The organism is Marinicrinis lubricantis (genome assembly GCF_042658665.1).
GTDB classification, from domain to species: Bacteria; Bacillota; Bacilli; order Paenibacillales; family KCTC-33676; genus Marinicrinis; species Marinicrinis lubricantis.
The window spans coordinates 1-20,169 of the sequence record NZ_JBHSQV010000010.1; the positions used below are offsets into that span (position 1 = coordinate 1).

The following is a 20,169-nucleotide window of genomic DNA, read 5'->3' on the forward strand; positions in this document are numbered from 1 at the left end:
AGCGTTCGTCCTGAGCCAGGATCAAACTCTCCAATAAAGTTTGTCTTGCTCATTTCGATGCTAAGCATCATTTGTTCCGAATGGTATTCGGGGTTCCCTTAAGGGAACGTAATAGACTTATTCGCTCACTGTTCAGTTTTCAAGGATCAATTCGCATCAATTACCGCACCTTCCGATGCTTATGATGCTTCTTTTTCGATCATCGCTTCAGGAGTAATGTCCTTGAGGCGACTTTCATAATATATCACATCTCAGCATTTCTTTGCAAGCACTTATTTTTTCCAATTCAATCTATACCGAAATGACTCAGAAACATNTCGTGACAAGCCGTTTGAAGCGGCGAGATATAATTTATCACAGGGAAGCTGCTCCTGTCAACGCACAAATTCAATCCATATTATGGATATGTTCGAATATACTCAGTGCCTGCCGTCAATAAGCTTTGTTCAGCTTATCATCTGTCGCTGGCTTAATCATTATCAAAGAAGCTTGAAGCGGCATGATCCGCTTCAAGCTTCTTATTTCAACATTAACAATTCAAACACGTGTAACAGATTTCCTTCTCTCCAGATGGCTGCTCTTGCAGAACTTCTTTCAAAATAGATCTCTTCACTAATTTATTCAAAATTAAGGACAACTCCACGTGCACTTCTTCCAAATCAGGGTGCTGCTTCAATTCGGCAGACGTCCATGGTTCCTCCCTTGAAGCGATGACTTGAAGCAGTAAACTGCAGCAGTCTTTCATTTTCGTCATCACCGAAAAGTCACATGCCAGCAACACAAGCTCAACTCTTTTATCCAGCGGCTCTTGGCTAGTAGTCAATTCCTCATACAGCTTATACACCCCTGGATTCAAGCTGTGGATTTGATTCCAAACCGTAATTTCCGGATGCTTGCCGGATTCTATTATAACGATCCGCGCCCAATGATTGATTGCCATTAATACGTGACTATATGCATCTAAGGATTGAGATTGTCCCCAATATTCCTTCGCTAAAAGAAAGCTTCGCAAAAATCGCGAAAACTCAATTAAAAGCTTTTCCTTCCGAAGCTCAACGGGGAAATTCTGAAGGTCCTTTTTAAAAGCCTGCAAAAATGAAGAGCGATCCAGCAATACCGTTCCATCCAGCATCCATTCAATAATATGTCTATTTTGCCCATTTAATATCCAGGTATAAAGTCCAGAGATATGAATCCATCGTTCTTGTACCCGTACATTTTCTTTTATATAATGAGATGTATGATTCGTGGGTTGTTTATCGTTTGTAATAACCAGAAGCAGCAGATCAAAACCATCCGTAACAGGAGCAAACCTGCTCGTATTCTGAACAGCAATCACACTGTTTACACGAGCATCCCTTTTAAATTTATCAATGCTGACAGCCGATTTCGCTGCAATAAAAGACATGATCATAACCTTCCATTTTTAAAAGTTAGTTCGTTCGTGATTAAATATTTCTACAAACAAATTAAAAATCCTTCTTCACTTGAAGTGAATTCACATGTTGGGAGACGAGATGAATGAAGTTTAAATCAGCAAAAATTAATGAGTTTCGCACTTGGGGACTCTTACTGACTTTAGCCGGTATGCTTGTGATGGTGCTGGGCACTGCTGGCGTGTTGCTGTGGGGAGACACAGGCAAGGTGCTGATGTTTTTTTGCATGTTCATCGGGTCCCTGCTTTTAATGGGCAGTATGGGGGTCTATTTTTGGGCAGGTATGATGTCGACGAGCGCATTCATGCTGGAATGTCCGGAATGCGGGAAACAAACAAAAATGCTTGGTAAAACGGATCGCTGCATGTTTTGCCATACGATTTTAACGATGGATGAAAAATACGCCGAAAATTCAAAGCCGCAGGATCTTTCTTAAAAACCAGCTGCTGTACAAAGATGAACGCCCTCTCCGCTTTAAGAGCAGATAGGGCGTTTTTGTTTTGCTGTCTTTCGCCAGAGCCTCAATAACTACTATCTCAATAACTACTATGCTGATACCGAAGTTTGCTGCAGGTGCTTCTGAAGGTGCAGCGTTTCGATGCCTGCCAGCATGACAATTCCGATACCATGTGTATCATTTAAATTCCAGTCCAGTTCGTCTTTATAGTATAACGGGGAAAATGAATATCCTGATCCGCGGCATACACCGTACACATTACCGAAGTGGTCGACGGAGGTTCTGCAAATTCCTTCCCAGCCTCGCATAACCGAACTAACATAAGGATCTGGGGTTTTCAGCCATCCATATCGTACCGCTCTGGCAAATGCATAAATAAACATCGAAGTTGCCGATGTTTCTTCATAGGAATCATGCATATCCAGAACTTGATGCCACAGTCCGTTTTTTCCCTGCTGAGCAAGGTATCCTTCACACAACTCTTCAAAAAAGTTGAGCAGCTCATCCCGCATGGCATGGTCGTCAGGCAAGACTTCAAGCAGCTCCGTTAATGAAAACAACACCCAGCCGTTTCCTCTTCCCCATGCCACTTTTGTTTGTTGATTAAATTTAAAGTCGTATACGTGCGACATTAGCTTGCGCTCGGGCATATATAAATATTTTTTGTACAACAAAAATTGCTGCGCCGCATCATCCAAATACGAACGGTCACTCGTTAATTGATAATATCGGCACAAAAATGGCGTGCTCATATAGAGGTCATCGCACCACATCGTATCCTGCATAAAATCCGTACTGCCATGTACCCGGTACAGCGCACCGTCAGACAAGCGATCCTGCACACCGCCGATATAGTCCGCAATATGATCTGCGGTTTCCTTCGCACCTTTGAGCTTCTTGTATTCATATGCGTAAAGCATCGTCGAAGCAAAAGAACCGCAGTCGTCCAAGCTGTCAATGGCGGATAATTGATGGTTTACTCCGGCAGCCCCAAATTTTATCTTGTCCCATAAGGAGTAAACAAAATATGAAGTACATAATTCGATATGATCCAGTACATACTGAGCATAATCATTTCGTTCCAACGCAGTACCCGTCTTAAGCAATCCATACAGTGTTACGCCAAGCGGATAATTCCACCTGCCGTAATGGGTCGTCTCTATGAATGGACGAACGAAGGTATTCGGCATATCGGCACGCCAATAGGTACCTCCTTCATCATTCTGAAATACGGTATCCAGCGTACAAACCGTTCGAATATCTGGGGTACATGAAGGATCAAAGGTCCCTGCAATCAGCCATTCTCCATGATAGCCGTGTACAGTTACGGGTGCAGACAAATGTATGTCACCTGGAAAGGAAGTAAATTGGAATCCCCATCTCGTTTCGGTACATACGGATCGCACGGCAATATCATGTTCACCGAAGGCAAGAGGCACACGGATTGAGAAAAGTCCCGAATGGTCAGATGAATATTTCAGATCACCATCGATAAAAATCGCTATGGAACCGTGATGAATACCCGTAAATGCAGCCTCTGAATGTTGAAGAGCGGAAACGCTTAGTTTCGACCAAGCCCAAGCCACCCGACCTTGTTCTGTGCCAAGGGTACGCGCAAAACAACCCGCTTCCTGCTCCTCCTGTGTCCAAGCCTGACGCGGCAGCCAGTCCAAGCCTGTATCCTCTTCCGATGTATTCTCGTTGGGAATAACCGCCAGCTCTTCCGCCTGTGGGAGCGTATAAATCCATCCTTCCTGTTCTCCTCGTTCCTCCGTCGGTACAATAAAGTGAAACGGATGCCCTTTTATTGAGCCTGTTCCAAAGCGGCAACCGCAGCCCGTACCTGTTTTAATGAAATGCAATACAAAATGATTCCATCCTCGCTTTAAAGTCAAGCGAAACCAACTGGCGCGGTCAGGAAATACATCTTCTTGTATATTCGAGCGATAGACGCTCTGTCCATTGAGATATATTCGTGTCGGTCCGAAGCAGCTCAGACGAAAAGCTCGCACCTCTTCTTCCTCGCACCAAAGCTTCGCCCAAGCATATACATGATGTCCGTCCTCAATCTGGCCTATTTTGTCATCCACATTTATTTCATAACGATAATCGGAGCTTCTTTTAAATCCCGACGTATTCGATGCCCGAAATACGAATGGCTGCTTCGGCTGATGTCCGATATAGCGATCGCCGATAAGCTGCAATGTGTCGGCAACATCTCCCTGATACAAGTCATAGCTGCTTCGCTGCTGCGGAAAATAAGAACTGGACATATGCCTTCCTCCTCTACTCATATTCTCCACCAGGATATAAGGTTGAACTGTACAGCCGCTTAGACTGTGCGAGGGAATGTCCCGGCTTTCTTGCTTCCAGCGTCATTTTTTCATGCCCAAAAATATAGGCAGAGTCCGCATCATATATGATCACATGTTCAAATCCACATCCTGTCAAATCTGCATGTGCGGTGTATCCATCGACCGGAAAAGTGAGCACGGGATTCATATGCCCGTCATAAAGCGTCGGATGAACTCCTCCCCCGCGGCGGTAAGCTAGAATATAGTCTAAAGAACCGCGATCCCAATGGCGCAGCGTCTCGATAATCGTCAGCCAACCGGGGGTTTGCCTGTCCTCCTTCCACACTTCATTTCCCTTAGCATCCAACAGGAACAAGCCGTCCTTGCCACTTTGGCTGAACGTTCCTCCCGTATCTCCACGAACGATTCGGTCCAGCCCGGCGATTTGCAGACCGGGTAGATCATCGCGGAATTTCCCAAGGGCGATATGCTGCGATTCAATCGAATCTTCATAACGCCAAATTTCATGGCCCCGCACATCGTACATGACCGTAACACTACCGCCGACAACAATGCGAACTTCGTCTGACGCGGGTCCATCTACCTTCCCGAACCATATACAATCAGCATGATCATCCAAGTCACTGCAGGACCAAAGCTTCGTTCCGTCGTGATCCAATAGATCATAACCAGCCATCACTTCATCATGGCCGTCCCCATCGATATCATATACCCACGGAAAATGTCCAGTATTCCCCTCGTGTGTCCATAACACGTTAAATTGATGATCCATTACCCATAGCTTGCGATAGCGGTCTTTCAAAATAATGTCCTGCGGATGGCTGTTGCCGCTCACGTTCGCAATAAGGATACAATCGTGCGCATGTTCTCCAGGAAGACCGAAGGACTGCTTCGTTTGTCCGGTCCGGCCATCGAGTACGAGAAAACGCTTATTCATGACACATAAAATCTCGTTATTCCCATCATGGTCCCAGTCATAAATTTGGGCTGGGTAATCGGATCCCGGTCCCCCAGCGTTAGGATCCGGTGTGCCCACTTGCCACAGCAGTGTTCCTTCTAAATCATAAGCAGTCAAGCACTGTACCTGGTGAGGAACATATCGATCATCAATGCCTCCATCTGCCTGAACCATAACCAATTCCATTCGGCCGTCGCCGTTAATGTCGCCAAGCAGCATTTTGGTACGCAGGCCTGCTTTTGAAATATCTATTTTTTGCAAGAGTACGGGTGAATCGAAGCTGGTATTCAACATTCATGCCTCCTATTGTGTTTGGGATGGAATAAACCTCCAGCACAATTCATACTTATGCTGGAGGCTTTGCTTTAACGACGTGAATTCAAATTAATTTCCTTTAGCAGCCTGATATAATTCGTTGATTTCGGCGACGTAATCGTCACCGCCGTTTTCTCTCCAAAGCTTAAACTGATCCTGCAGCTGATCCTCGTTTATTTGTCCAACGATATATTGGATGCGAGCGTCAGCGATGATATTGTCAAGCTGCTGGCCTTTTAACGCATACACTTCAGAAACAAGCGGCTGGGCTGGATTGCCTACGACAATATCTTCATTGGCTTGATAGACCTCTTCAATTTTTTTATTGATATCTGTTTGCTCCAGTGGAATGAGACGATCATTCGGAATAAACATCAGCATTTGATTCAGCGATTCCAGCTCGCTCACTAACGCCACATCATCCGGTGTGGTCAACGGATTCACATGGCCGTCAACCAATTCATAGTGTCTTCCTTCAATACCGTAGGACAGGAGCATTTGCATTTCCTGATCGTTTAATTTATCTAAAAATTCCAATACACGCTTTAATTCCTCTTCTGTTTTTACGGTCGATTTCGAAATGGCCAGCATGGAGCTGTATCCGGTCGTTGGCATATCCCGATGGCCTTTAGGACCGACAGGCGCTTGGAAAACGTCCATGTAAGACTCATCCCGCTCCGCCTTTTCCTGCATTCTGCCGTCGATTCTTCTGGAAATATCCGCAACGTCTACAATGACTCCTGCTTCCTCATTCACCATTGGATCCATCCAGACCGCTGAATCCATTACTGCAAAGTCGGAGTTGACCAATCCTTCGTCATACAGCTTTCTAAAGAACTTTAAGGCTTCCATATATTCTGGTGTTTCGTGGGCAGGGACCAAGTTACCATTCTCATCTTCTCCCCATCCGTTCGGTGCTCCGAACCAGACCTGCATGATGTCCCAAGGACCTGCATATTTCGTTATGACAATACCATACGTGTCATCTTTTCCATCTTGATCCGGATCTTGTTCTTTGAATGCCTTTAACAGTTCATAAAACTCATCGATGGTTTTTGGCGCATCCATGCCAACGGCTTCCATCCAATCCTTATTAATCGTAACCCCCATCCGGCCCAATGTCCGCGTACGGTATACACCGTAATTCCGGCCATCGATCGAAGAGTTGTTAAGAACGACCGGGTTAGCCATGCTTAAGTTTGGATAGTCATCCAAGTAATCTGTTACGTCCCAAAATGCGCCAGAACGAGCTGCATTAATAAAGCTTGGTGTCTTATCCGCAACCATGAGAGTCGGCATTTGGCCTGAAGATAGTGTAATATTCATTTTGTCCGGGTAAGAGCTGTTCGGTACGAATTGGACTTCAATATCTGTGTTCGTATACTCTTCCAGCTTCTGAATGACCGGGCTGTCGTCATCTGGGAGTTCTGTGTTGAACGCAGGCAGCATGATACTGATTTTCATGGGCTCCTCCGCTTTCGCATCTCCCCCATTGCTCGAAGAATTTCCATTTGTTTCGCTGTTCCCCGAGTTGGCTCCGCCGTTATTTCCGCCATTTCCGTTATTTCCGCCAGAGCAGGCCGTCACGATGGACAGCATGAGGATCAAGGCGGTGAACAATAACATTCCTTTTTTGATCATATTTTCTTTATCCTCCCTTTTTTCTTTTCCGCATCCATTCGCAGATTAATCTATATAGAATTCAGTTCCTTCAGGTCACGCAAAGAGGATCAATGCCTATTCTAAAGAACCGAATATCTACCGTTTCTATTACCCCTTAATAGAACCTAGGAGTACTCCCTTCGCAAAATGCCTTTGCAGGAAAGGATATACGCATAGGATAGGAATGGTACCGACGACAATCACAGCCATCTTTACCGCTTGCTCCGGCGGCTTAACAAAATTCGGATCAACGTTCGACAGATCTCCTACCGAAAGTTGTGAAAGCATGACCATTTCACGAAGCAAAACCTGCAGCGGCCACATGTTATGGTCATTCAAGTAGAGCAAGGCGGAGAAGAAGTTATTCCAATGACCTACAGCATAAAATAATCCGAATGTTGCGATAACCGGTTTGGACAGCGGCAATACAATCCGCCAAAACACGCCGATATCTGTACAACCGTCAATGCGTGCCGATTCCTCCAACCCTGCTGGGAGCTGCTGAAAAAAGTTTTTAATGATGATGAGATTGAAAGCACTGATCGCTCCTGGAAGGATAACCGCCCAATACGTATTGATCAAATGAAGGTCTTTTACGACGATGTAGGTTGGGATCATTCCACCGCTGAACAGCATCGAAAAAATGACTAGATTCATAAACAGGTTTCGACCCCACAGTGTTTTTCGAGATAAGGCGTAAGCCATCGTGAGTGTAAAAGCCAAATTCACCAATGTACCAATAACGGTAATATAGATGGATACTCCAATGCTCCGAAACACAGTGTCAGAGGAAAAAATATATGTGTACGCATTAATCGAAAATTCTCTGGGAATCAGAAAAAAGGCACGTTCTGAAATCTCCGCCTCTGTGGCAAAAGAAGCGGAAATGATATATATGAATGGAATAACGGTTACAAACGCAAACAGTGCTAAAAATAAGTAGTTAAATATATCAAATGCTCGTTCACCGATCGAGTCATACTTTGACCTCATTGCTATGTCCTCTCCTTTCCTAAAGCAGCCGCAGCTTTAAATAATCCCTTCTTGTCCGAATCGTTTGGCGAGCCAGTTGCTGCCGTAGATGAGGATGATGCCGACAACTGATTTAAACAGCCCGATAGCCGTACTGTAACTGAATGCGCCCTGCGTGATCCCAACGAAATACACATAGGTGTCAAATACATCAGCGACGGAACGGTTCAACGAGTTGGTCATCAAGAAAATTTGCTCAAATCCGTTATCGAGGAAATTACCCAGTCTTAGAATGAGCAAGATGACAATCGTACTGCTGATCGCAGGCAAAGTGATGTACCAGAGCCGCTGAAAACGATTGGCTCCATCCACGATGGCCGCCTCGTACTGTTCCAGATCGACAGAGGCCAGTGCGGCCAAGAAGATGATCGTCCCCCACCCAGTTTCCTTCCACATGATTTGCAAGATGATCAACGGTCGGAAATAATCCGGATCAGCTAAAAAGTTAATTTCCCTGCCGGTAAAGTGGGATATCAGTTCATATAAAACACCCCCGTTCGGGGTTAAAAACACATACGTCATACTCGCGACGATCACCATCGATATAAAATGCGGGACATATACCATCGTCTGTACAACCCTCTTGAAGATTGCAATCCGCACCTCGTTCAACAGCAGCGCAATGATAATCGGTGCCGGGAAAAAGAACACCATGTCATAAACCGCCAACATCAGCGTGTTTTTCAGCAGTCGGAAAAAGTCCGGGTTGTTAAAGAAGTTTTGAAAGTGCTCAAATCCAACCCATTCACTATTCCAGAAGCCTAGAAATGGCTGATAGTTTTGAAAAGCGATCAAGACACCCCACATCGGCCAATACTTGAATATTAAGAAATAAATAAGTCCGGGCAGCAGCAGCAAATACATCCACTTATCCTGCAATATTCGTCTTACCCAAGGTCTTTTCTTCGATGACTTGGGTAAGGCTCGGTCCGTATCGTTCTGTTTCAACGCTGTCGTTGAATTCATCTCCCTCTTCCTTTCCTGTAAAATCGAGCTGATCTCTTTTCACAGCCCTTTGGCCAAATCGACCAATCAGGCTGTTCCTTGCGCTCATCTCTTACGCAAAGTATCCATTTTACTGTAAGCGATTTCAATTCTACATTTTTGCAATACAAAAAGCCTTGATATCAAAGGCTTTTTGTACGTGTTGGAACTTTTTAATGGACTGCCGCATTTTTTGCTTGTTGATTCATCTCCCTATACTGACTCGGCGTAAGTCCGATTTGTTTTTTGAAAATTCGATTAAAATACCTCTGTTGATAACCCACCTGATTTGCAATGTCCGAAATTTTGTCATCCGATTCCCTGAGGAGCTTGCTGGCCGCTTCAATACGCGTATTTGTCAACCAATCAATAAAATTAACGCCTGTGACCTGCTTAAACCATTTGCTGAGCGTATAAGAGTTGATGCCCGCCAGATCGGCACAGTATTCCAATGAAATATCCTGCTTCATATATTCCTGTTCAATAAGGTCAACCGTTTGCTGGACAATCTCCTTGATCTGCCAATCAGCTCGTGCCTCTCTCTCATCTAAAAACGGAGCAATGACATGACTTACAAGCCAACTGTGCATATTTCCGGGCTCACGAATTTGCGACAACTCCTCGAACATGTTTCTCCCGTGAAACAGCTTGAACGGATCAATTCCGGATTGGCGAATCATGTGCTGAATACTAGCCAGCAGCTGCAGCATACTTTGCTGCACTTGATTTTCTTTGGCATCCATAGCCAGCAGCTCATGAATAAATTGACTTACTAACCGTACGGCTTCCTGCTGCTTTCCACCACGCATCGCTTGTATAATGTCCAATTCCAAGGAGAACGGATAGTGCGCTTCCTGATTCATCTGCTCGATACCTAAGCGTTCAACATCCAGAATTTGATTTTGATTCACAAATTTCCTAAAGCCCGCTGCACGCTCGACCTCCATGTACATCTCAGCAATGGAAGATACCTTGCTTGTTGGACGGCTCATCGTGAGAGTAATCTGAATACCCAAGATCCGATTAATCATTTGAATGGTTTGCTCCGCAAATTGCCGCATCAGCTCCGGCTCCATCGATTGTGGAGGTGACATGATGAATAACCCGACAGATAGATTTTGAAAATTCATGACACCGAATTGCGGAAAAGCCGATTCCGCTAACTCTTCGACAATATTGGATGCTGCAAAAGTGATGAGTGCCTCCTCCCCTGGCGGAAAGCGATGGGCTAGATCACTGTATCCTGTCAGTTGAATGTGCAAAATTTGATATTGGCAATCGGACACATCCCATCCGTACTGAATCATTTGCTCTCGCAAATCTTTTTCCGTGTAATGGGATAAGTGGCCTTGCAGCAGCTGCAGCAGAAATCCCGTGCGAAGGCTCGGAAGCTGCTCCTTCAATTTCGTTTGTAAATGAACATGTTCATGCGTCGTTTTCGCCCATTGATTTTCAATAAACGCAAATTCATCCAAGCCTTTAAATGCCGGCTCACTCTCCGAACTAAAGCGACGAATGAGTTGATGAACCGGGGAATACACTCGGCCCGTAGCCAGCCACGACAATAGGAGAGCGAACAAAAGGCCAATCGCACTTACCCATAAAATCAGATTGGACAAGACCACGACTGGGGATGTGATTGCCGTTAGCGGAGCGGCCGAAACATATGTCCAGTCCGAATCTAACCGTTTAATCTTTCCGAAAGATACAGAATATTTCTTATCTTTATCCGTCCATACGAAGGTGCCGGTCGTCCTGCCACTCGTCAAAATTTCCTCTTGCAGTCGGTTCATCGGTGTTTTTTCGCTATTATCGGAAAAAATCATTTGACCGCTGTCATTCATTAAAAAGGTCAACCCTTCGTTGTAAGGGGTCATCGTTTTCAGCAAATTAACGACAAGCGATTCATTCAGAGTGATCACAAGTACTCCATAAGGGGAAGAGCTCTCTCCGGGAATTTTATGAACTAATTGGATTTTTTTAGAATCCGAACCCCCGCTTGAACTTCCATTCGACCATCCTGTCCAATAAATATTTCGCTGATGCTCCAGCATTTGACGGTATGTTTCTATGAGCTTTGTATCCTTTAATTTGTAGTATTCCGTTTGAAATAAAACCGGCTCCTCTCGATCAATAAACAGCTTCACATCCTGAATGAGAGGATGTGAACCTTCCAGCACAACAAGTGATTTGGTAATGTCTCTTGTATTTTGGAAGTAATATTCAAAATCCAACCTTTTCAAGTTCTCATTAAACTGTGGATTAAACGCCCAATGGGACAAGTCCATTTCAAGATATGCAAATTGATCATCAATATTGTGTACCCGCTCGTTCATTTGTTTTTTGTGCATTTGGCTCAGGTCACGCTCAATGAAGTTTACACCGAATAAGTAAATGAATACACCGATGATCAGACCCGGGATACTGGCTGTTACTAAAAACAAAATTAAGCTTTTTCGATAATAAATGCCCTTCATTTGCTTAGATCTTTTGATGGAGGAATCATTGTGTCTCCCTTTGCGTACCTTGTTCCTCATTTTATTATCGCCCCCCTACTTATTTTAAAGCGCTTACAATTTGAATGTGTGTTTTGCATCTAATCAGCATTCAGGTTTGGGTTTAACGATAATCCGACTTGTGTCTACTATTATATAAGTTTTATTTCTGCCCGTGTTGCAATAACAAGACAAAATCCATGACTTTTCCGCTTTATTATAATCGTGTTCTATTCTTTTGCTACTCTATCATGGCCCTATAACGTCCGCTCGTTCAATTCCACATTTTTGCCAAAACATCTTACTGATGTTCCACTTTTTTGCGATTGTAGAACTGCTTTGCACATAAAAAAATAACCGCTTTCATCTTCCCTCATTCGAAGTCCTTCATTGGGTCCTACGATAAGGGGAGCAGCGGTTATCCTCTTCTCTCCTCTTCTTAATCCCGTATCCTATTGTAAAGTTAGTTATTATAAATGAAAAAGCCGCCCTATATTTTAGGCGGCTGCGATCATAGAACGCGATTGAATGCGAAACCTAGCTTATTTATTTTAGATATGATTCGATAAAAGGCCATACATTCTGCGATTCAAAGCCTCTTCTCCAGGAGGCGATTCCCGCGAGATTGTATTTATCAACGAGCTGCAATCGATTCTGTATCGAAGTTTCATCCTCGATCCAAATTCTTTTCAATGCGCCCTCTTCCGTATATTCCACATAATTTTGACCTGTTTCCTCATCGTAGACAGGTTTCAGCTGCTTTTCTTCGATAAGACTTTGAATGGTTTCCATCCCGACTGCGGAGGAACTGACCTCCTTTTTCCCATCCACGGTTTCCTCGGTCCAAATCCGCGTATAATAGGGAATTCCTAAAATCATCTTGGATGGCGGTACATCATCCAGAGTCAAGATTTGGGAAATCCCTTTCTCAACCCATGGCAAGGATGCGACGGAGCCCGCAACTGGACTGGATGCCCAATGCTCGTCATAGGCCATAACGATCATGTAATCGAGCACTTCTGCCAATCGTTTGCGATCATAGAACATAGACCACATTTCACTTGTACTGTGTACGGTCACGTCCATCGATATGACGGCGCCCTGTTCATGCAAAAATGGAGTCAGCTCTCGAATAAATTGAGTCAGCCGATCACGATCCTCTAAATATACATTTTCGAAATCGACGTTAATGCCTTGAAGATTATACATTTTCACAAACGCAGTAATCTGCCGAATCACTTTTATTCGTTTATCATAGGTTGAGAGAATTTCGGACGTTTTATCTGGATCTGTAAAATCATTGCTGAACAGCGCCCAAACTTGATAACCTCTTTCATGGGCCCACTTCACATACGCTTCATCCGCCTTATTGGACACATTCCCTTCTGTATCCGCCAGACTGAACCAGGTTGGACTGATTACATCCAAACCGGGCATCGGACCAATTTCAGAGGTATCAGGATTTCTGCTGTATACGTGTTCCCAGGTCATGTTGATTTTCTCGCCGATCGGCTTCCAGGGAATGTATTCCTGCGTATCCGAATGCTGTGTTTGAATCAGCTCCGGTTCCTGAAGAATGACGTGCTTTTTCTGCACATAGCCGATATGTCCGTTATCAAGCTGAATGCGATACCAGCCTTCGGCATTCTCTTCCCAGATCATAAATCGTTCTTCCTGCTTTAAATCATATAAGATTGGCGCTTTTATCGTTGCCTCGGTCCGTACAGGTACCGTGCCCTCCGTATCCGCGGGAGCTGCTCCCCAGTTCACAACATCTGCACTGCGATGGATGACCACCGCTCCCTCACTGGTCTCTTGTGCAACCATCGGCAAAATTTCCCGAATGGGTGTAATCGGGACATAAATTTCACCGCCAACCTTCTCGACGGGAAATCTCAGCTCCATCGGCTTGTCATTGACCATCGCCGTTAGTTGATCCGTTCGCATTTGCACGACTTTTTGTTCCGTCGTAAAAATGATAGAATCCGTCGCTTCATCCAAATATACGTTTGAATCTATCCATTCCTGAATGACGGAAAGCGGAATTTTGAGAGACTCCTGTTCACCTATAGCTGTAACCTGCGCGCTTTCTCCTTTATAAAAAATGGGCTTGTCCACGGAGAATTCCGGTGTGACATGCTCGTTATTCGGACGTTCTGCAATCAGAAATAAAGTAACGCTGACCAGCACTGCAGTCATCATGATCGACATCAACCATAACAATATCCTGCCCTTACGAGATTTTCTTTTTCTGGAGCCATACATGGTTTGCTGCAATATTTTCCCCACACCCTTCTTTCAGTCTAGCGATGCGCTTTCTCTCATTTTGTTATCTTCTAAAATACGACGACAAGCCGATCCGCTAAGTTGTTAAATCACAACCATCATTTCAGAATGCAATGGACGAATGAAATAACCCTTTCATGAAATATGAGCGATGAAGTTCAAAAAAGATCAAAACAAAAAAACGCGACTCCACTGAGTCACGCCCATTATAACATGATTTATTCGAAAAACGCCTTCGGAAAGCGATTAGTAAGTTTTTCTGGCTGCTGCACCATCATGCGTTACGCACAAATTAATGCTTGGTGATAGTTTGGCAATCCTTGCAAAGCCCGTATACTTCCATCCGATGAGAAGTTACTTGAAAACCTGTCTTTTCACTTGCTACTTTCTCTACAGAATGTAACGGTGGGTATTCAAAGTCTTCAATTTTGCCGCAGTTTGAGCAAATCGCATGGTAATGATCTGACATCTCCGCATCAAAGCGGCTCGCCCCATCTCCGTATGGAAGTTCTCGCACTAGGCCGGCTTCAAGAAATACTTTCAAATTGTTATAAATGGTAGCCACGCTCATGCTGGGAAAGTTACCTTCGAGATCACGGTAAATTTCATCTACACTCGGATGCTTTTTGGAATCCACAAGATAGGACAAGATCGCATGACGCTGCGGAGTCATGCGTACTCCAGTCTTTTTAAGCTTTTCCATTGCGTGTTCGATGCGAGTAGACATTCTCCTCACGTCCTTTCTTTATCATTTCGTTCTGTCGATTTATTATTATTTGAGAATCATTCTTACTGAAAATTAAAACCTTACCTCTATTGTAAGACTGTTACAAAATGTTTGTCAATTCGTTCACAATACTTTCCTATTATTCTGTTCGAACTTCATTGACTCCATCAAGCAGCATCATATCGTGAATGAGCTTCAGCAAATCCTTATCTCTTCCCCTTAAGGTAAACCAATAGGTTGCTGGAAACGTATGGATCTGTCCCGACTCGGATGAGGCTTCTCGTACTTTGACCCGCATATTGCGTACTTCCAAGTGATATTTGTCCATCATTTCGTGGAATTGCTCTAATCGCTCAACCGGAGCATCTGACTGCACACGCAGGATGGTATCTTTGCGATTTGTCAGCCATTTTCTTTCCACTTTATTTAATATGAGTAAACTGAACAGTACGAGCACCGTTACCATGACAGCAGGTATATAAAAACCAGCGCCAACGGACAGGCCTATTCCGGCTATCACCCATAAGGAAGCCGCTGTCGTCAGACCTTTTACGGAAATGCCCTTCGTTAATATGACACCCGCTCCCAAAAAACCGATTCCACTGATCACTTGCGCGGCAAGACGGGCCGGATCGAGCCTAACATTCGGTTCATCTGCGAATTCGCTAAAGCCATACATCGAAAGAAGCATGACCAAAGCAGATCCTAGACAGACCAAGATGTGAGTACGGAAACCGGCAGGATGATTGTTCTTCTCACGCTCGAGTCCAATCAATCCCCCCAACACGAAAGCTGCAAAGATACGAAGCAGCATTTCCAGAGGTTCAATGGTCCATGGATCCACGTTTTTCACCTTCCTTCCATTGTATTGATTCAGAATCCTTTACTTTTCGTAGCACTGCAGCCACACCCCCGGCGCAACCTCCTGCTTCATCCTTGGAACAAAGCCGACGCTCCTATACAGCTCACACGCAGGCGTATTCTTTTCTGCCGCCCATACGCTGAAGAGGTGCTCTGGGTAAAGAGCAAATACATGCTGCAGCAATCGTCTGGCCATTCCTTTCCGATGCCAATCGGGATGGACGACCACTCTTGCAATGTCTAATTCATTGTTATCTATAGTATATGACAACGCAGCGATTAATTCTTCTTCCGCAAATATTCCATATACAATTTCTTTACATTTAGAAAGGTCATCCATATTCTCTAAAAGCGGAGGAATTTGATCGAAGCCGATGAGGGCAGCCTCCAATCGATAGGCGATATGCTGAAGGTACCACAGCTGCTCCAATTGATCTTGATCTGTTAGCTGGACCTGTTTTATGGTTATATTCATCAAAATCCCGCCTTCCTTAGAAATGATGCATACAAAAAACGGAGGATTGAATTCTCCTCCGTTTTAGCTCCGTTTACTTGCTCAGGGTGTCCTTGATGAGCTTGTTCACTAGACCTGGGTTTGCCTTTCCTTTTGTTTCCTTCATGACTTGGCCGACCAGGAAACCGATCGCCTTTTCCTTACCGTTTCGGAAATCCTCAACCGATTGAGGATTGCTTGCGATCACTTGATCGACAATGCTTTGGATCGCGCCCTCGTCGGAAATTTGCACCAGACCTTTTTCCTCGACAATCACGGAAGGTTCCTTGCCGGTCTCGACCATTTCCTTAAAGACGGTCTTGGCGATTTTCGAGCTGATCGTGCCTTTTTCGATCAAACCGATCATCTCGCCCAAGCCTTTGCCGCTCAGTTTCGCATCGCCCGGCTCCAGATTGTTGGAGTTCAGATAACCGAGCAGATCCCCCATAATCCAATTGGATACCGCTTTAGCATCCTTCGCATATTGAAGACTCTCCTCGAACAAGTCAGCCAGCTTCTTAGAAGCTGTAATGACCTGAGCATCATAATCCGGCAGACCAAATTCAGATGTGTATCTTGCCTTGCGTGCATCTGGAAGCTCAGGAATGGTAGAGCGCACGCTCTCCTTCCAAGCATCGTCGATCATCAAAGAGACAAGGTCTGGATCCGGGAAATAACGGTAATCATGCGATTCCTCTTTCCCCCGCATGGAGAATGTCTTGCCTTGTCCGTCATCCCAGCGGCGTGTTTCCTGAACGACCTCTTGCCCGCTGCTGAGCAAATCCGCCTGCCGAATTTCTTCGTATTCCAAGCCTCTTTGAACGCCGCGGAAGGAGTTCATATTTTTGAGCTCGGCGCGTGTGCCGAATTCCTTTTGTCCATATGGTCTTAAGCTAATATTCGCATCACAGCGAAGCGAGCCTTCCTCCATCTTCACATCCGATACTTCACAGTACTGCATAATCGCTTTGAGCTTTTCCAAATACGCTTTGGCTTCCTCCGGACTTCTGAGGTCCGGCTCGGATACAATCTCCACTAATGGCGTCCCCACGCGGTTGAAATCAACCAGCGATGCAAATCCACCATCCACATGGGTCAGCTTGCCTGCGTCTTCCTCCAGGTGCAGCCGAGTGATCCCGATCCGTTTCGTCTCCCCATTCACTTCAATATCGATCCAGCCATTCGAGCCGATCGGTTTGTCAAACTGTGAAATCTGGTACGCTTTCGGTGAATCCGGATAAAAATAATTTTTACGGTCAAATTTCGTCTCTGTCGCGATTTCACAATTCAAGGCCATAGCCGCTTTCATCGCAAATTCTACTGCTCGCTTATTGAGTACCGGAAGCACGCCGGGATGCCCTAAGCAGATTGGACAGGTATGGCTGTTAGGAGGCGCTCCGAAGGAAGTAGAACATCCGCAAAATATTTTGGACTCTGTGTGAAGCTCGACGTGAACCTCCAGTCCAATGACGGTCTCATATTGATTTCGTACTGACATCGTTTATCCCCCTAAATCGTATGGAATCCATAACGCAAACGCATCACAAGGATGGCTTTTCTTTATGAAACTCTGTATGCTGTTCAAAGGCGTGTGCCGCCCGCAGCACAGTTGACTCGTCAAATGCTTTACCTATCAATTGGAGCCCGATCGGCAGTCCGTTCGTAAATCCGCATGGAATGCTGATGGCTGGCAGTCCCGCAAGGTTAATAGGGATCGTGCAAATATCGTTCAAGTACATCGTTAACGGATCGTTAATGATCGAACCAATCGCAAACGCAGGGGTTGGCGTCGTAGGTCCTAAAATAACGTCATATTGCTCGAAAATTTGATCAAAGTCCTGCTTGATGAGCGTTCTGACCTTCTGTGCTTTTAAATAATACGCATCATAATAGCCTGAGCTAAGTGCATAAGTCCCCAGCATAATTCTGCGTTTCACTTCCGGTCCGAAGCCCTCGCTTCTCGATTTCGTGTACAGCTCCAGCAAGTTATTCGCATTCTCCGTACGAACACCGTACCGCACTCCGTCATAACGGGCGAGATTGGAGGACGCCTCGGAGGAAGCCAGTATATAGTAGGCAGCCACCGCATATTCGGTATGCGGAAGAGATACTTCTTCCCATACTGCCCCTAAGCCTTCATATACTTTCAATGCATCCATAATGGACTGCTTCACTTGAGGGTCGATACCTTCTCCTAAATATTCCTTCGGTACGCCGATTTTCATCCCTTTAACATCACCGGTTAAGCTGCTCACGTAATCCGGAATATCCACGTTCGCCGACGTAGAATCCATCTTGTCATATCCGGCGATCGATTGCAGCACGTATGCAGCGTCTTCTACGTTTTTGGTCACAGGACCGATCTGATCGAGTGATGATGCAAAAGCAACAAGACCGAAGCGTGATACCAATCCATACGTCGGCTTCAATCCGACAACGCCGCAAAATGCTGCCGGCTGGCGAATCGAACCACCCGTATCGCTTCCGAGGGCAAAATAAACCTGTCCAGCCGCTACCGCCGCTGCGGAGCCTCCGCTGGAACCGCCTGGAACATGATTCAAGTTCCATGGATTGCGTGTTACCTGAAAGGCCGAATTTTCATTGGAGCCGCCCATTGCAAATTCGTCCATGTTCAATTTTCCGATGGTCACGGACTCCGCGCTCCTCAGCTTCTGTACCACGGTCGCATCATAAATCGGATCGTAATTTTCCAGAAAACGACTGGCGCAGGTTGTCTTCAGCCCTTCTGTCACAATGTTATCCTTAATGCCGGCTGGCAGACCGAACAACAAGCCTCTTTCGCCGCCTTCCGCCAATTGTTGATCCAGTCTAGCCGCAGACTTCTGTGCCCCTTCTGCATCTACATTCAAAAACGCCTGTACTTTCCCATCTGTCGCTTCAATTCGTTTCAATGATTCGTTTACCAGCTCCTGAACGGAGACGGTTTTATCCTTTAAACTCGTATGTATGTCCTGTAATCGACTTTGTAACAATGACAACGGAATTTCCTCCTTTTTCAAAACCTCTATGGTTACTCGAGTACTGCAGGCACTTTAAATTGTCCGTCTTCCTCGTCTGGTGCGTTCAGCATCACTTTGTCCATCGGCCAGGAAGGTCTGGATTCATCCTCCCGAACCACATTCATGATTTTCATCGCATGGCTCGTAGGCTCGATATGTTCCGTATCCAGCTCATTCAGCTTGTCCGCATATTTCAATATCGCATTCAGCTGTTCCGTGAAGGTTTGCTTTTCCTGATCGGTTAAATCTAAGCGAGCCAGCTTGGCCACATGCTCTACATCCTGAATCGTAATCGCCATTTGTACACCTCTCCTGAATTATGAAATGTATAGATGATGTGCCTGATAAGACACTTTGTTCATAGGCTTGGAACATGTTCATTATTATATCTTACTCTATTATTGATCTCAATTCTTTAACGAAACGCGAAATCCCCCTGTATATAAGAAAAATATCGTTTCATGACAATAAAAAAGCACGTTCCTTCATCGGAAACGCACTTCAAACTTGTTCACGCTTGCATTAAATCCATGCCCGCAGGTTCACTTGCTTAATAAATTCTTCCCGGCTGAGCGGTTTTTGATGCTCTTCTACTTTTGGCTCTGAATCCAAATCACCATTCATGATCCGCTTGAACAGTTCCTCGTTCTTCGTTGCCAGGGCAAAATCAATTAGCGCTTCTCGCTGAACCTGCTCGGCCGCCTGCTCAAGCAGCATTTCCTCGCTCTCGATGTCACTGGCCGGAACACCGAAATGCTTATTGATTTTCGGAACTCGAATAATATAATCAAAGGCATTATCCGCATTCTTCTCTATGGCAATAATATAGCCGTATTCCCCTACCGGCATGCCCTGCTCAAAGCTATCTTTCATAATATATACTTTCTGTCTGAGCTTAAACATTGATATTCCTCCCCTCTAGACAGAATATCGTTACACTCTATGTTACTAGAAATTGCCCTATATGTCTATCCGCACACGGCCTATACAGTGGATCCCATTACAAGCTTTTCTAAGCTATTCCATATTCGGTATAATGCTTTCAGACACCCTATTTCAAGAAACCGATCCCACTAGAGAAGTTTCTCGACAATATCATCATATTCAATCCTTTACAGAGGTGAAATC

16 protein-coding genes are annotated in these 20,169 nt (G+C 45.0%); 1 reads left to right on the forward strand and 15 read right to left on the reverse strand.

Features of this window, described 5'->3' with window-relative positions:
* Positions 1-529 precede the first annotated feature (529 nt).
* Positions 530-1,408 carry a nucleotidyltransferase-like protein gene (locus ACFPXP_RS01565; RefSeq protein ID WP_379891725.1) on the reverse strand — a complete coding sequence of 293 codons (879 nt, stop codon included), beginning with the start codon at positions 1,406-1,408 and terminating at the stop codon, positions 530-532.
* Positions 1,409-1,521: 113 nt separating this feature from the next.
* Between ACFPXP_RS01565 and ACFPXP_RS01570 the strand changes: the two genes are divergently transcribed.
* Positions 1,522-1,872 carry a DUF2614 family zinc ribbon-containing protein gene (locus tag ACFPXP_RS01570; RefSeq protein ID WP_379891727.1) on the forward strand — a complete coding sequence of 117 codons (351 nt, stop codon included), beginning with the start codon at positions 1,522-1,524 and terminating at the stop codon, positions 1,870-1,872.
* A gap of 110 nt (positions 1,873-1,982) precedes the next feature.
* On the opposite strand, the gene ACFPXP_RS01575 is transcribed toward ACFPXP_RS01570, so the two are convergent.
* The 14 genes from ACFPXP_RS01575 to ACFPXP_RS01640 all read right to left on the reverse strand — a co-directional run bounded on the left by ACFPXP_RS01575 (position 1,983) and on the right by ACFPXP_RS01640 (position 19,944).
* Complete coding sequence (locus ACFPXP_RS01575; protein ID WP_379891729.1) at positions 1,983-4,166, reverse strand: glycoside hydrolase family 88/105 protein; 2,184 nt, start codon at positions 4,164-4,166, stop codon at positions 1,983-1,985.
* Between the two features lie 13 nt (positions 4,167-4,179).
* On the reverse strand, positions 4,180-5,460 hold the full coding sequence (locus tag ACFPXP_RS01580; RefSeq protein WP_379891731.1) for a hypothetical protein: 1,281 nt from the start codon (positions 5,458-5,460) through the stop codon (positions 4,180-4,182).
* Positions 5,461-5,550: 90 nt separating this feature from the next.
* The gene (locus ACFPXP_RS01585; RefSeq protein ID WP_379891733.1) at positions 5,551-7,122 is read right to left on the reverse strand and encodes an extracellular solute-binding protein; all 1,572 of its coding nucleotides are present in this window, start codon (positions 7,120-7,122) and stop codon (positions 5,551-5,553) included.
* Between the two features lie 129 nt (positions 7,123-7,251).
* The gene (locus ACFPXP_RS01590) at positions 7,252-8,136 is read right to left on the reverse strand and encodes a carbohydrate ABC transporter permease (RefSeq protein ID WP_379891735.1); all 885 of its coding nucleotides are present in this window, start codon (positions 8,134-8,136) and stop codon (positions 7,252-7,254) included.
* Positions 8,137-8,172: 36 nt separating this feature from the next.
* Complete coding sequence (locus tag ACFPXP_RS01595; protein ID WP_379891737.1) at positions 8,173-9,141, reverse strand: ABC transporter permease; 969 nt, start codon at positions 9,139-9,141, stop codon at positions 8,173-8,175.
* Between the two features lie 191 nt (positions 9,142-9,332).
* Positions 9,333-11,696 carry an AraC family transcriptional regulator gene (locus ACFPXP_RS01600; RefSeq protein ID WP_379891739.1) on the reverse strand — a complete coding sequence of 788 codons (2,364 nt, stop codon included), beginning with the start codon at positions 11,694-11,696 and terminating at the stop codon, positions 9,333-9,335.
* 504 nt (positions 11,697-12,200) lie between these two features.
* Entirely contained in the window at positions 12,201-13,865 is a 1,665-nt protein-coding gene (locus ACFPXP_RS01605; protein ID WP_379891991.1) for a glycosyl hydrolase family 18 protein, read from the reverse strand.
* Between the two features lie 367 nt (positions 13,866-14,232).
* A complete protein-coding gene (locus tag ACFPXP_RS01610) occupies positions 14,233-14,667 on the reverse strand; it encodes a Fur family transcriptional regulator (protein WP_379891741.1) in 435 nt (144 codons plus the stop codon).
* A 139-nt stretch (positions 14,668-14,806) separates the two neighbouring features.
* A complete protein-coding gene (locus ACFPXP_RS01615; protein WP_379891743.1) occupies positions 14,807-15,511 on the reverse strand; it encodes an MgtC/SapB family protein in 705 nt (234 codons plus the stop codon).
* A gap of 39 nt (positions 15,512-15,550) precedes the next feature.
* Positions 15,551-16,003, reverse strand: a complete 453-nt coding sequence (locus ACFPXP_RS01620; protein WP_379891745.1) for a GNAT family N-acetyltransferase — start codon at positions 16,001-16,003, stop codon at positions 15,551-15,553.
* 73 nt (positions 16,004-16,076) lie between these two features.
* A complete protein-coding gene (gene gatB / locus ACFPXP_RS01625) occupies positions 16,077-17,519 on the reverse strand; it encodes an Asp-tRNA(Asn)/Glu-tRNA(Gln) amidotransferase subunit GatB (protein ID WP_379891747.1) in 1,443 nt (480 codons plus the stop codon).
* A gap of 43 nt (positions 17,520-17,562) precedes the next feature.
* On the reverse strand, positions 17,563-19,020 hold the full coding sequence (gene gatA, locus ACFPXP_RS01630) for an Asp-tRNA(Asn)/Glu-tRNA(Gln) amidotransferase subunit GatA (RefSeq protein WP_379891749.1): 1,458 nt from the start codon (positions 19,018-19,020) through the stop codon (positions 17,563-17,565).
* A 32-nt stretch (positions 19,021-19,052) separates the two neighbouring features.
* Entirely contained in the window at positions 19,053-19,340 is a 288-nt protein-coding gene (gene gatC / locus ACFPXP_RS01635) for an Asp-tRNA(Asn)/Glu-tRNA(Gln) amidotransferase subunit GatC (protein WP_379891751.1), read from the reverse strand.
* A 223-nt stretch (positions 19,341-19,563) separates the two neighbouring features.
* Entirely contained in the window at positions 19,564-19,944 is a 381-nt protein-coding gene (locus ACFPXP_RS01640; protein ID WP_379891753.1) for an ATPase, read from the reverse strand.
* Positions 19,945-20,169: the final 225 nt, after the last annotated feature.